Genomic DNA, 13,792 nt, shown 5'->3' on the forward strand with positions numbered 1-13,792 from the left:
TTAGGCTTCGTCAATAACGCCGTTCGATAGCGTCCCGATCTCCGTGATGACCACTTCGAAAATATCACCGGGTTTAAGGAAAATCGGTGGATTCCTCTTGAAGCCGATCCCGCTCGGCGTACCGGTGGCCAGAATGTCGCCCGGGTTCCACGCCAGTGCCTTCGACACGTACGAAATCAAATGCGGAATGTCGAAGGCCAACTCTGAAAGACTGCCTTCCTGCAACTGCTCGCCATTGAGTACTCCTCGTACCACCAGCTTACGGTAATCGGAAATTTCCGAAGCTGGAATGAGCCATGGGCCCAGCGCACCGGTTTTTCTGAAGGTCTTGCCCATGCCGTACTGGTGCGTATGGAACTGCCAGTCGCGAACGCTGGCGTCGTTGAAGCAGGTATAACCCGCGACGTGATCCATCGCATCGGCCGGATCGATATGCGCCCCTCCTTTGCCGATTACCACGGCCAACTCGGCTTCGAAATCAAATTGCTCTGATACCTGAGGCCTTACCAGCGGTTCTCCGTGGGGCAAAAGGGTTTCGGCGAAGCGCTGGAAAATCACCGGGAATTCCCCGACCTTTCTGCCGGCTTCTTCGGCGTGGGCCACATAGTTAATGCCGACGCAAATCACCTTTCCGGGGTTAGGTATGACGGCTTCCAGTTCAACGCTTGAGAACGGGTAGTCGGGTTGCGCGGCGTCTACGATCTGCCGAGCCTGCTGCATCAAGGCCGGGTCGGCCAGAAACGATGCAAGGTCCGCAACCTGGGTAAAACGCCGGGTCAACTCGACAACCCCGTCACCGGACACGGCGCCGAAATGGGCCTTCCCCTCTTTGCGGTACGAAATCAGCTTCATGTTCTTCTCCTGTTTTTTATGCACAAAAACTAATTTCTTGCACCATACATCATAAAATGCATAATGCAAAAGGCCGGTTTTAAAAAAAATAACGAGCCGCTTGAGGCTCTCGGTTCTGGAGGTTAGGCATGTCGCTTGTGATGGTTCGTAAGGTAAAACTGGACATCGAAGAAGTGTTCCACGAAGGCGGGCCTCGCTTGTCGACCCCGCTCAGGATTGCGGTCGCCACCGCCGTGGTCGCCAACCCCTACGCAGGTCAATATGTAGAGGACCTGCTGCCGTTCATGCAGGAACTGAGAGGATTAGGGGCGCAACTGTCCGAGCAACTGATTCATGCGCTGGGTGGCGCCAGGCATGTACAAGCCTATGGCAAGGGTGCAATCGTCGGCGAAGACGGCGAGTTGGAACACGGTGCGGTCTGGCACGAAGCCGGTGGCTGGGCCATGCGCGAAGCCCTCGGCAATCCGAAGGCGATCGTGCCGGCGGCGAAGACCATCGGTGGCCCGGGTTGCCGGGTGATGATCCCGCTCGGGCACATCCAGGCGGCCTATGTGCGCAGCCACTTCGGCGTGGCTGAAATGACTGTATGGGACGGCCCACGTCGCGGCGAAATCGCTTTTGGCCTGGCCATGGCCACCGGCGGCCGGATTCATGCGCGACTCGGCGGGCTGGCTGCCAGCGAGGTGAAGGGCGAAGACGGGCTGCGTTAGGACCGAAGATTTGAAGCGTGCTGCAGGGTTACATACCACTACAAAAACAATATGTGTGTTGGAGAACATCATGACTGCAAAAACTATGCGCGCCGCACGTCTGTATGAAGGCGGTAAACCCATGGTCATCGAGCAAGTGCCCGTCCCCGAAATTCGTCCGACCGAGGTGCTGGTCAAGATCAAGGCCTGTGGGATCGTGCCGAACCTGCACAACATCCTCACCAACTGGGTCAAATGGTTCCCGCAGAATCCCCTGCCGAAACTCCCTGCCATTTTCGGACTGGACCCGTCAGGTATCGTCGAAGCCGTCGGCGCCCAGGTCTACGACTTCAAGGTCGGCGACCGGGTTTACGTCAACCCGGGCCGCCACTGCGGTTCATGCCGGGCCTGCCGCGCGGGCAACACCATTGCGTGCACCGCCTATACGTTCAACGGTTATTTCGGCTTCACACCGAAAAGCCCGCGCATGTTCGAAGACTACCCCTACGGTGGTCTTTGCGAGTACATCCCTGCCCCGCAATACAGCCTGGTCAAACTGCCAGACAACATCAGCTTCGAAACCGCCGCACGCCTGGGTTATCTGGGCACGGCCTACAAAGCATTGCTCAAGGCCAACGCGGGGCCTGGCAGCACCGTTCTGATCAACGGGATCAGCGGGACGCTCGGCCTCGGCGCCGTCGCCCTGGCGTTGGCCATGGGCGTTCGTAAAATCCTCGGCACCGCCCGAAACCAGGACCTGTTCCAGAAGGTGAAAGACCTGGCCGCCCCAGGCCGGATCGAAATTCACACCCTCGGCACGATTCCCACCAACGAGTGGGCATATGAAGTCACCCATGGCGAAGGTGTCGATGTGGTCATTGATGCCCTGGGTCCGGGGGCACCGCACGAGAGCCTGACTCAGGCGCTTAAATCCCTCCACCGCGGTGGGCACCTGGTGAACGTCGGCGCCATCGCCGGCGAAGTGCCGATCGATCTGCACTGGATCATGGACAACGACATCCAGATCAGCGGGTCGGCCTGGTTCACCACCGGACAAGGCCAAGCCATGGCGGACATGGTTGAATCCGGGGTGCTTGATCTCTCATTCTTCGAAAACACGGCCTTCAGTCTGGAGGACGTCAACAGCGCGATTACCGGTATCGAAAACCGCCATGGCGGCTTCAGCAACTACGTCATCTGCCCTTGATTAAACGCAGCGAGCGGAGCGGTTCAACCGCCCCTCGCTGCCACTTTGACTGCTCGTTGAGTAATCCCTATGAAGATAAGAAGAATCGTGACCGGCCACGACGAACAGGGCAATTCCGTGTTCGTTTCAGATGACTTTGCCCCAAGGGCACAATCCTTTGCCTCGATCCCGGGGCACGCGATGGCACAGTTGTGGACGACGCCCGCCCAGCCAACACGCCTCGAAAACGAACGCGACCCGACGCTTGATCGCGCCTCGCTGATTCCTCCTCAGGGCGGCACCAGCATCGCCATGTTTGATTTCCCACCCGACACCGTCATGCAGAACCCGGTCGATGGCGTCCAGGCTTTTGGCGAACTGAGCGCTGCACTGCCGGGCTTGATCGAAAGCTTCGAGCCGGACCATCCCGGCATGCACACCACCGCCACCATTGATTACGGAATCATTCTGGAAGGTGAAATGTGGCTGGAGCTGGATAACGGTCAGAGCCGTCTGGTAAAGGCCGGCGACATCGTTATTCAAAATGGCACGCGACACGCGTGGCGCAACAAAAGTGAGCGGATTGCCCGAGCACTGTTTGTGATGATCGGGGTGTCGCCCGCAGAGAAACAGGCTGTGTAGTTGTTTGATTATTTATCTCTAGGATTGAAGGATTTGTATGGCCACCGTCGCTCATCGTCTACTCGGCATTTCAGGCAGCCTGCGTTCACAGTCAACGAATACTGCGGTACTCAAGTCCCTTGGCGCTCGATTGGGCGATCAGGCAGAAATGAGTCTCTTCGCGCTGAATGACATCCCCCTGTACAACGCAGATCTCGAAATGGAGGCGCTGCCAGCATCCGTGGCAGCGTTGAAAGAGGCCATCGCCCAAGCCGACGGTTTGATCATCTGCTCGCCTGAATACAACTACGGCACCTCCGGCGTGCTGAAAAATGCGCTGGATTGGGCCTCCCGCCCGGGCTTCAATTCACCGCTGAAAAACAAACCCGTGCTGATCATGACCTCTTCACCCGGCGTGCTCGGCGGGGTGCGTGCCCAGTCTCAACTGCGTGAAACGCTGTCGGCCACGCTGTCCAGGGTCATCTCCGGCCCCCAAATAGTGATTCCCGGGGTCAATCAAAAAATCCAGAACGGCCACTTCGTCGACGAAACAACGATCGAGTTCATGCTGGCGGGTGTCGATCAATTGATCGCTGAAATCAAACTGTTGTCTTAGCCGGCTGCGATAGGATGGCGTCCGGATTTTCGATAGCGACTCGCGTGGCGAGAAGGATTGCTGATGTTCATTGGAAGACTCGCCGGGCTCACCGGCTGCACCCCGAAAGCCATTCGACTTTACGAACAGATGGGGTTGATCCCGGAACCGGATCGTCAGGGCCGATATCGCGTCTACACCTCACATCACCTCACGCTCGTGCGCCTGATCCGCCGCGCACAGGTCGCCGGTTTCAAGCTCGCCGAGATGGTGCCGCTCATCGCTGCCAAGAACACTTTGAACGCCTTTCCCTTGGAACTGGCCAACGAGGCGATCGAGCTCAAGCGCCAGCAAATTTTCGAGAAAATAGCCGACTTGCTAGCCTTGGCTGATCACCTTAGCGAACTCAAAAGCGAGATCAATTCACTCTTTGAACCGGGCGCAGTGATAACGCCTCATAGCGATGCGTCAAGCGCTGGCCTAGATAGATGAACGCCGATTGCAGGGCGACTTGCGGCGCTCGTGGACGGAAGCCCAATTCGGTCCTGGCCTTGGTGATGGCGTATTCCTGTTTAATGCCGTGGAACATCCTCACCTGACTGAGCAACAGTTGCGCTGGCCGACCGGTCAACCCGGCCCAACGCTCCTGCATCCACGCCACCGCGACCAACAACCACTTGGGTGCCGGCGGTGGTGGGCGATAGCCCGGTGAAACCACGTTCGCTGCATCAATGATCTCGGCCAGTGAAGAGGACCGTTCATTCGCCAGAATGTAGCGCTGCCCTGAGTGGCCTTTTTCTGCCGCGAGGATCATCCCCAGGGCGACATCTCGCACGTCAACAAAATTGAAATGAAAGCCCGGGTCCAGAGGCATTTGCCGCCGCCTGACCGAATCGACAAACTTCATGGTGTCAGTCAGCTTGGCCGCGTTGGGGCCGATCATCGCCGAGGGCAACACTGACACCATCCAAAGATTCAGCGCCTGAGCCGTGTGCCAGGCCATTTGCTCCGACAGGATCTTGGACGCGTAATAGGCATTCTCGTCCTCGTCATTCCAGTGCTCTTCATCGAGCGCCTGCCCGTTCTGACCGATGGCCGCAACGGAACTGACATACACCACGCGCTTGACCCCGGCCTTCGCCGCTGCCTGCAAAACGCGACGTGTTCCTTCCACATTCGGTTGGATAATCTCGGCGTGCGGATGCCTCGCCCAGTGCTTGAACACCGCCGCAACCTGAAACAACACGTCCACCCCGTTCAACGCCTCGAGCATGGCCGCTTCGTCGAGCAGTTCGGCATACACCCTTTCGCAATCCAGCCCCTCGAACGCTGCCGAATTGTTCACATCACGAACCCCGGCGCGGACTCGGTAACCCTGATCGAGCAAGGCTCTGACCAAGGTATTGCCCAAATGCCCATTGGCGCCTGTGACCAGACATAACTGACTCATACAACTGTCCCCCTCGCTTGAACAAACATCCGTTTTGGCGAGGACGACCTTAGTCTCTGTCCCTTGGGACAGAGTCAATATCAGCGGATCAAAAGATCGCAGCCTGCGGTGCCACCGTGACATCCGCCTGACCGCTGGCCTTCAGCGCCGCGTGCACGAAGCCTTCGGCTTTTTTGCGCTCCACAAATGCCCTCACATACGCAGCACCTGCCTCTCGATCTCGAGGCACCGCCATCGCCTGGCGAATGGCTGTGAAGGCCCCTTCAAGCACGCGATAACGCGGGTCCGCATCGGCTACTTTCTGCAACGGTTGGCGCACGCCCGCCGCGGCATCCAGGTCCTCGTCGAAGAACAGGTCGACCGCAGCGGCGGAGGTTTCCGCCCGCGCCAGCTGCGCGTGTTTCAAGGTGCGCGCGAGGAACAGGTCATAGGCCGCGCCCTTGCCGACCGCCAGCCGCAACCCTGGCTGATCGAGATCTTCGACGGCCACAAAGGGCGAATCGGCCGCTACCAGGTAAGTGCCTTCAATGATCACGTAGGGCGCACTGAACGCGATCTGTTGCTCGCGCACGGGCTCGATGGCGAGGAACGCAAGGTTCCAGCCCCCCTCCTCCAGCGCGGCAAACACTTTACCGGCGGCGTCGAACGTCACCATCTCCAGACGCACGCCAAGCTCTTGCGCCAGCGCCTTGGCCAATGCGACGGAGACGCCTTGTGGCGATCCATCCTGTCCCTGCTGAGCCAATACCGGATTACCGAAATTGATCGCGGCGCGAAGGACGCCTTGCGGGGCGAGATCTTCAAGAACTGCGGGGGTGATAGCACTCATCATTCTAAGAATCCTTGTCTCGAGAACGCTGAGTGAAGCACGCCGGGCAACGCGTTATCCAGTGAGGGCTCTGATCTTTGTCAACGATGACCGGAACGCTGCTGCGCGGAACTGGACTCTCGCTGCCACGCCCGCTGCAACAGCTTGATGACCTCGGCATCCGAGGTCTGGGTAAAGTCCATGTACCAACGGCTGATCGACATCAGCCAGTCGGGAATGATCGGGCAAATCAGCTCATCCACCTCGCTGCGCAGCGCCTCCGCCGTCTCAATCGGCGCCACCGGCACGGCGACGACGATACGAGACGGCGCTTGTACACGCACCGCGTGAATCGCCGCCATCATCGAGGCGCCTGTCGCCAGGCCGTCGTCGATCAGGATCACCACCTGATCCTTGAGTTGCACAGGTGCGCGCGTTCCCCGGTAAACCTTCTCGCGGCGTAGCAGCTCCCGGGTTTCCCGTGCGACCACGTCATCGAACGTGGCCGGGTCAATCGGGTGAACCCGCAGCGCATGTTCATTGAGGATTTGGATGCCGCCGCTGGCGATGGCGCCCATCGCGAACTCTTCATGAGACGGAACGCCCAGCTTGCGGACCAGCATCAGGTCCAGACGAACGTCCAGTGCAGCGGCCACTTCATAGGCCACCGGCACACCGCCACGGGGCAAGGCGAGGATGATGACATCGGGGCGATGCGCGTATTTGAGCAACGGTTCCACCAGACGGCGCCCGGCAGCGGCCCGGTCCTGCAGGATGGTGGGCGATGAGGGACTCATTTGAAAACCTCCTCAGGCGATCACGCCTGTCGGTTCGCATCACACGGTCACTCTGAATTGTCAGTCTGAAGGTGGCCGACAGCAAGTCCGCCCGCCTACACCAACCGCTCGATCTTCTGATGCTGCCAGACCATTTTGTAATACGCCGTCTGCAACACCAGCATCCCCAGATACGCCACCGGAAACGCCATCCACACACCCTGCAACCCGAAGTGCCCGTCCAGCACATACGCCACCGGCAACTGCACCCCGACCACACAAAAAATCGAAATCGCCATCGGCACCAGCACCGAGCCGCTGGCGCGCATGATGCCGCCGACAATCGCCTGGAAGCCGAACACCAACAGACTCCAGAGCATGATGTGCAACAGATGCTCCGCCTTCGCCCGCGTGGAATCATCCGTGAGGAACAACCCCAGCAACCAGTGCGACAACAGATAACCCAACACCACCAACCCACCGGTCAGGCACACGTTGATCAACAGACCCGTGCGCAGAATCGGCCCCATCCGCTCAAGCCGCCCTGCCCCAATCGCCTGAGCACCGAGGATCGACGCCGTGATCGCAATCGACAGCGCCGGAAACTGCACGTAATTGACGATCTGCGTCACCGCCCCATACGCCGCCGTCGCCTGCGAACCGTGCTGATTCACCAGCGCCAGAATCACCAGCTCCGACACCGACAACACCACCATCTGCAACCCGGTCGGCAACCCGATGCGCAACACCTTGCCGAGAATCACCAGATCCAGGCGCATCGCCGCAAACATCTCCCGATCCGGCGCCAACGGATGCCCCTTGCGAATCAACCGCCACGCCAGCCACCCCATCGCCGACAAATTACCCGCCAACCCCGCATACGCCGCACTCTGAATCCCCATCATCGGCAACCCGAACCACCCGCGAATCAACGCCGGCGTCAGCGCCAACCCGATACACGTCGACACCACCAACGCAATCAGCGGCGACACCGTATCGCTCACCCCGCGCAGCAGTTGAGTGAAGAGCACGTAGACCAGGAGCGACGGCATGATCCACATCATCACGTGGGCGTAGGACACGGCGTCGTCGATAACATCGGCCGGTGTGCCCAAACCTTCCAGGGCTGGCCTTGCGAACACGCTGCCGAGTACTGCCGCTGTCAGGCCGATCATTGCGCCTAACAGCAAGGTTGTGCCGGCGATGGTTTTCACCAAATGCGGTTCACGCGCGCCCCAGGCTTGGCCGATGAGCACACCCGCACCCGCGCCGAGGCCGATGACCAGGGCGATGAAGAAAAAGACGATGGGGAACATGCCGGACACGGCAGCCAGGGCTTGGGTGCCGAGCATTTGGCCGATGTAGATGCTGTTGATGGTGCCCGACATGGATTGGAGGAAATTGGAGAGGACCATGGGGGCCAGGAAAAGGAGGTAGGTTTTCCAGAGGGGGTGTTGGGTGGCGGGGGTTTGCATTGAGGGTCCGTCTCGGGTGCGATCGCGGTTTGCAAATTCTACGCTAGGGGACTGGGCTCCACCCGTTCGATTTAGCCAATCTGTTGCATCGACCGGTTGAATCCACAACCCATTGCTGCCTCTCAGTAGCAGACTTCGTCCAAAAACGGGCAGTCGAATGCAGACCAATGGTGGTTTCAGTTCCCCGGCCCCATACAGCCCCCAACTGATTGCAGTCATGTACATGCGCCGCTGGACACCTTGAAACTAGTGGGGCGGGTGAAGGGAATCGATCGCCGCACATTGCCGGCCCTTGATTGGGATCTTTGGCAATACCGGAGCGCGCTATTCGCGTCCCAGTTTCCCGACTATTTAGTCAGTGGCTGTGCAGTTATTGCCGCGATAGGACCAAGTCGTGATCTTCTCGTCGGCGATTTCGAAGGTAGTCGTGCAGCTCAGGTTAACGTTCATCGCTGGCGAGCCGCCGTAGGTATTGGTGTACGCGGTATTTCCAATCACCGAAGTCTGGTAGGTCGGAGCTTGTCCAGGAACGAAAACGTTTCGGACGTTGGAGTAGACAAGAAATCTATGCCCACTGGTTTCATAGGATTGCTGAGGCGGTCCCCATTTGCGGACCAGATTCAACTCATCTTCACCGACCCAGGTGTCGAGTATTTTTTCGTACTTTGCTGTCGTGGCGCATGCGGACAACATCAAAGTAAGTATAACGATTGAAAGCCGACTCATAGTTTTTCCTTTGGCAATGCGCCACTATTTGCAGCATTCAACCAATACCATGCTGCAAGAAGCAAGAGGCAGCGGCTGCAAAGCCTCGTGACTCCTCCTGCGTCTTGACGATATCGGCATCATATTCCGGGCAGAAACGGTGATTGGGTTACCGTCCGGCCAAGTCACCTACTCGCACCATACATCGCACTTTTCGCGTGTTCTCAGGTTTAGAAGCTCTGCACTGGTACATACACCGACCGGGCTTCCCTCTAGAAATAGAACTTCGTCTCCTTCTTCCCAGTCCAGGCAATAAGTTTGTGATTCAAATTTTTCTCCGTTGATAATGAAAAGCTCATCGTTATGAGCAACCTCGATTTTATAGCTCTCATGACCTGAGCTTCTGCTTGGTGTGCTGTAGTGCTTGCGTGGAGCAGGAGACGCGGCTGCGCGAGGTTGTTGGGGAGCGGATTGTGTGCCACGAAGAGCTGCCGATTCTCTTTGAACGCATGCCACAAATAGCGAAGGCCCCAGCGATGTAGAGCAGGAGCTGAACAACCATTGCTTTTGTTCTTCGGTAAGAGACGAAATGTTTGGCAACCCGTCTATCAGTGCAGCTTTCTCGCGGGTGAGGCAGCTAATGGTAAGAGACGGGCCGAGGGAGTCCGAGCAGCTTCTTATGACCCAAGCCCGCATCTCCGGATTTAGGCTGGAAAGGTTTGGTTTTCCACGCGAAGCAGCTGACGCTTCCCGCACGACGCAGCTAGACCAGAGAGACGGCCCGAGGCTGCGAGTACATGAACGATTGACCCAATCGCGCGCGTCGGGAGATAGCTTAGATAAGGCCGCGTCAGGATCTTGAGCTATCGCTGACTGAGCGACCAAAATCGCAAGAGTGGTTAAAAGCTTAAGTTGTAATTGCATGTGCCTCCAGCATCTAGCTGCCCTTTAGCGACATCGCTATCGCATTTAAACGCGATAGTAATGTCGTATAACGTTCCTTGTTTTCCTGTACGTCCTTGTTTTCCCTAGGGTGGCTATGGCCAAAGTGAGCCTATTCAAGGAGAAACACGATACAGATAACAAGCCAAGCTGCTTGAACAGTGTAGGCGTCAAATTAAACAACACTGCCAGCATGCCAGCAGCTTCATTGACCGCTTTTGGCCGATCGACAGAATCGGCCAGAAGCAGTCACTCAGCGCACTTACAAAAGGAGGGGCGATTCAGTTTCCCATTCAACTGACCTTGCTGCGATACCAGACGGCAGTAGGTTCATTATCAGCTTGGGATTTTCGTATTTCGAACTGCCGCGATTCGTGCAGGGCATGCCTCCAGCTACTGCAACCGTAGCGCTTTGGCATCTGCTCTGGATAGGTACCACCAATCCAGCAGATGGCTGCTTCCAGTCGAGTCCAGCCACCTTCGGCAAGCTTGGTTTCTGCCTCACGTAAACAGCGGCATATCCCACTGCCAGGCCAATAGACTGAACCGTCCTCCCTGATACCGTCGATGATCGCATCTTCAAATGCTTGGCTTTGCATAACCGAAGCCACTTTAGCTGCTGCCACATTAATGCTCTTGGCCCAACATTGCAGATTCAGACAATGCCGATTGATGGTTTCGTAGCTTTCCTCCAGAAAACCATCCGCCGCCTGGCAGCCTGATTCAGTCCAGAGATCAAAACGCTCAATGAAGTGGTGAACCAGTTCATTGCGCAGGTCGACCAGCTCCTTGAGGGCGGCCTTCGTTGCCTCATAGTGCTCGGCTGGCATTACCAACTGGAGTCGATAGCTGAACCAGATCTGGTCACCGGCATCGGCTTCCGTCTGTGATTTATCATTTTGGGGCGACTGGGTCAGAAAGCTTTCGGTCAGCATTCCGACCAATGTGCCCATGGTCTTTTTCTGGGCACATGCGATCTTTTGCCCACGGATGGTATGCAGCCGATCCGCAGGGCCGCTCAACTCGCCATGCGCGACTATGACTTTCAGCAGCCGTTCGTATTGTTGCAAGCGCAACAGGCAGCGCCCGAGCTTGCGCTGCACTATACGTTGAAGGTCAGGTACATCATCCGAAGGCATGGTAGTGACTTCATCCATGATTAACGACTCAGGTATAAGTGGTAGGACTGGAGCGATTCACTGCAATACGCTTGCCCTGCCAGAAGGGCTTGCAACGCGTAAATCGGACGCTTTTCAAACTCAGTGTAGGTTGAGTCAATCCGCTGGGACTTTTTCAACAGAATCGGCCGATAGCAGTCGCTCACGGAAGGGGCGTAACGGTCCTAGGACCACCATAAAAATTCCTACACAAACCTAGGAATCCCTCACCTTTCCCGCCGTTCTGATGAGGCCTATAGTCCATCTCGTCGCCCAAAATGGCGATTCGGGTTTGGCGACCCGAGATACGAATGCGAGGGCCGCCTGCTCATTTGCAGGCGTCGCCGCAACTGCAAAACCGCTGTACTATGGCGGTTGCGCGCGGGAGACCTTCGGGTCTGCCGGTTTTCGTTCCCGGTTCGCCAACCTGCGCGCAACTGCCACCCTATTCGTTTGGCGACGATCTGTTGGCGGTCTCATCTAACTGAACGAGATCTCACCTATGGAAAGATACATGCCCCTCACCGGAATCGACCTGATCCCGGCCTCCCTGCTCATCGACACCCAAGCGCCACTCGACGTCCTGCAAGCCATGGCCGATTACCGCATCCGCACGGTCACGCAGGTGCTGGAAAATATCGCCTACCGCGCCGAACTCGGTTGCGACACGGTGGTGTTGAAAGACTTTTCTCAGCTGTTAGTCATTCCGTTACGCGACGGCTGTGACTTGATGGACGTGATCGGTCGACGCTTACGAGCGCAGGTGAAGGAGTAAGTAAAAACGGGCGCCTCAATGGGCGCCCGTTTTTCTGCAATTGCGGTATATGCATAAACGCGACTGACGGAGCTTTTCGTGAGCCCATTGACCGAAGTCATTTCACAAAAAACATGTGAAATAAAATGTGAAGATAATTTTCTTTAGAAAGCCTAAAAAACCCCTGAAACCCAATAAATCAGCGCTTGTTCATCCATTCAATATGTGAAATAAAATGTGAAGCCTTTCATACGGTACAAGCCGCTATGCCCCTGATCACATCAAAAGCCTGGCTCGACCCGATTCTCCCTGACGCATTGCCTCCGTCAATCGTTGCGCTCGCGGACGCGCTGCCCAGAAAGACACAATTCCTAGCCGGACGCCTGCCTCCTGAAACCGCTGCACGCCTCGGCCGTCTGCTGCAAATCACCAATACGTTTTACTCGAACCTGATCGAAGGGCAATACACCGAGCCCGCCGAAATGCAAAAAGCGCAAGCGGCACCGGTCAAAGATCGCAAACAGCTTAAAAACCTGGCGGTTGAACAGATGGCGGTGCAAGCGTTGCTCGAACGGGCGTTACGCCAGCGTGCGCCGTTTGCCTGGGGTGACATGTTCGCACCTGAGCTTGTGAGCACAGCACATAAACGGCTTTTTCGCGGTGCCAGTGATGCGGAACGAACGCTGTCAGATGGCTCGATCATGCAGCCCGGTATCCTGCGCTCGGTCACAGGGCAGAACGTTGTCGTTGGTAATCATGATGCACCGGACGCTTGTGCTGTAGAGGGAATGCTACGACACCTTCAGGCAGGCTTCGGCCGACAGACAGACTCCCGCCGTCAGCTTATTTCTGCGCTTGCCTACCATCATCGCCTCGCGTGGGTTCACCCCTTTGCCGACGGGAATGGTCGGGTTGCTCGGTTGGTCACTCATCTACAGTTGGTGAGTTTGGGGCTGAAGCCAACGTTATGGTCACTGTCTCGCGGCCTTGCAAGGCAACACCAGAATTACTACACCGCCCTGACCATGGCCGACCGCCGAAGAGAAGGCGATCTGGACGGACGCGGCCAGCTGTCTCAGCGACGCTATTTCGAGTTCATCGAGTTCATGCTGCAGGTTTGTCACGACCAGGTCGATTACATGACCGCCGCGGTGGACCCGTCTCAGCTTCGAGAGCGCGTGATACGCGCGTTTCACTACAACGACAAACTTATACAACAAGGCATTCGCCCGGAAAGTGCGCCAGCAATCATTGCGCTAATCACCCAAGGAAGCCTGCCGCGCAATGAAATAAAGACCTTCACCGGCCTTACACCACGCCCGGCAATCGATGAGCTTTCGCGGCTAATCAAAGTCGGCCTGGTGGAAAGCCAAACGCCTAAATCCCGGTTCGTCACGCCCGGCCTGCCCGCTTGGTTTGCCCAAGATATTTTTCCGGATTTGCATCGACGGTTTCAGTAATTGGATTAAATGAAAACGGGCGCCATCAAAGCCCAATGCCAGTCAGTTAAGCAATTTCAGCGGCGATGCACTTCCTTGTAGCAGCTGGCGAAGCCTGCGTTCGGCTGCGAAGCAGTCGTAAAATCAGCTATTGCGGTGCGTCAGGCGGACCGCGTTAGCCGGATTCACGACTGCTTCGCAGCCGAACGCAGGCTTCGCCAGCTGCTATGTATGGACTCGCCCCCACGTTCAACCTGCTTTTTGAACACTGCTACCCGGTTGCATCTATGTATGAGGCCTGTTCGAGGAAGCCTTCAACGGCTTCTGGCCAACATTGGGTAAG

General features: G+C 57.1%; 14 protein-coding genes. 7 read left to right on the top strand and 7 right to left on the bottom strand.

Annotated elements, in window-relative coordinates; genetic code table 11:
• A complete protein-coding gene (locus KGB23_RS27270; RefSeq protein WP_008155889.1) occupies positions 1–852 on the bottom strand; it encodes a fumarylacetoacetate hydrolase family protein in 852 nt (283 codons plus the stop codon).
• A 128-nt stretch (positions 853–980) separates the two neighbouring features.
• Here KGB23_RS27270 and KGB23_RS27275 point away from each other — a divergent pair, with 128 nt between their 5' ends.
• The 5 genes from KGB23_RS27275 to KGB23_RS27295 all read left to right on the top strand — a co-directional run bounded on the left by KGB23_RS27275 (position 981) and on the right by KGB23_RS27295 (position 4,435).
• Positions 981–1,562 carry an amino acid synthesis family protein gene (locus KGB23_RS27275; RefSeq protein ID WP_223433285.1) on the top strand — a complete coding sequence of 194 codons (582 nt, stop codon included), beginning with the start codon at positions 981–983 and terminating at the stop codon, positions 1,560–1,562.
• A 70-nt stretch (positions 1,563–1,632) separates the two neighbouring features.
• Positions 1,633–2,748 (top strand): alcohol dehydrogenase catalytic domain-containing protein, encoded by a 1,116-nt coding sequence (locus KGB23_RS27280; RefSeq protein WP_223433286.1) that lies wholly within the window; start codon positions 1,633–1,635, stop codon positions 2,746–2,748.
• A gap of 69 nt (positions 2,749–2,817) precedes the next feature.
• Positions 2,818–3,369, top strand: coding sequence for a cupin domain-containing protein (locus KGB23_RS27285; protein WP_223433287.1), 552 nt, complete (start codon positions 2,818–2,820; stop codon positions 3,367–3,369).
• A gap of 37 nt (positions 3,370–3,406) precedes the next feature.
• Complete coding sequence (locus KGB23_RS27290) at positions 3,407–3,964, top strand: NADPH-dependent FMN reductase (protein ID WP_223433288.1); 558 nt, start codon at positions 3,407–3,409, stop codon at positions 3,962–3,964.
• Positions 3,965–4,027: 63 nt separating this feature from the next.
• The gene (locus KGB23_RS27295) at positions 4,028–4,435 is read left to right on the top strand and encodes a MerR family transcriptional regulator (RefSeq protein ID WP_223433289.1); all 408 of its coding nucleotides are present in this window, start codon (positions 4,028–4,030) and stop codon (positions 4,433–4,435) included.
• On the opposite strand, the gene KGB23_RS27300 is transcribed toward KGB23_RS27295, so the two are convergent.
• The 6 genes from KGB23_RS27300 to KGB23_RS27325 all read right to left on the bottom strand — a co-directional run bounded on the left by KGB23_RS27300 (position 4,362) and on the right by KGB23_RS27325 (position 11,256).
• Positions 4,362–5,393, bottom strand: a complete 1,032-nt coding sequence (locus KGB23_RS27300) for an NAD-dependent epimerase/dehydratase family protein (RefSeq protein ID WP_223433290.1) — start codon at positions 5,391–5,393, stop codon at positions 4,362–4,364. The two genes, KGB23_RS27295 and KGB23_RS27300, sit on opposite strands and share 74 nt — an antisense overlap.
• 88 nt (positions 5,394–5,481) lie before the next feature.
• Entirely contained in the window at positions 5,482–6,222 is a 741-nt protein-coding gene (locus KGB23_RS27305; protein ID WP_223433291.1) for a transporter substrate-binding domain-containing protein, read from the bottom strand.
• A gap of 80 nt (positions 6,223–6,302) precedes the next feature.
• Positions 6,303–6,998 carry a phosphoribosyltransferase gene (locus KGB23_RS27310; RefSeq protein WP_223433292.1) on the bottom strand — a complete coding sequence of 232 codons (696 nt, stop codon included), beginning with the start codon at positions 6,996–6,998 and terminating at the stop codon, positions 6,303–6,305.
• 95 nt (positions 6,999–7,093) lie between these two features.
• On the bottom strand, positions 7,094–8,452 hold the full coding sequence (locus KGB23_RS27315) for an MATE family efflux transporter (protein ID WP_046046668.1): 1,359 nt from the start codon (positions 8,450–8,452) through the stop codon (positions 7,094–7,096).
• Positions 8,453–8,803: 351 nt separating this feature from the next.
• Complete coding sequence (locus KGB23_RS27320) at positions 8,804–9,178, bottom strand: hypothetical protein (protein WP_223433293.1); 375 nt, start codon at positions 9,176–9,178, stop codon at positions 8,804–8,806.
• Between the two features lie 1,214 nt (positions 9,179–10,392).
• Positions 10,393–11,256 (bottom strand): OST-HTH/LOTUS domain-containing protein, encoded by an 864-nt coding sequence (locus KGB23_RS27325; RefSeq protein WP_223433294.1) that lies wholly within the window; start codon positions 11,254–11,256, stop codon positions 10,393–10,395.
• Between the two features lie 502 nt (positions 11,257–11,758).
• On the opposite strand from KGB23_RS27325, the gene KGB23_RS27330 reads away from it, so the two are divergent.
• Positions 11,759–12,031: a hypothetical protein gene (locus tag KGB23_RS27330; RefSeq protein WP_046056783.1), complete on the top strand. Its 273-nt coding sequence runs from the start codon at positions 11,759–11,761 to the stop codon at positions 12,029–12,031.
• 245 nt (positions 12,032–12,276) lie between these two features.
• The gene (locus tag KGB23_RS27335; RefSeq protein WP_223433295.1) at positions 12,277–13,470 is read left to right on the top strand and encodes a Fic family protein; all 1,194 of its coding nucleotides are present in this window, start codon (positions 12,277–12,279) and stop codon (positions 13,468–13,470) included.
• Positions 13,471–13,792 lie beyond the last annotated feature (322 nt).

It is taken from the genome of Pseudomonas sp. GL-B-26, assembly GCF_019947405.1.
Taxonomy (GTDB): domain Bacteria; phylum Pseudomonadota; class Gammaproteobacteria; order Pseudomonadales; family Pseudomonadaceae; genus Aquipseudomonas.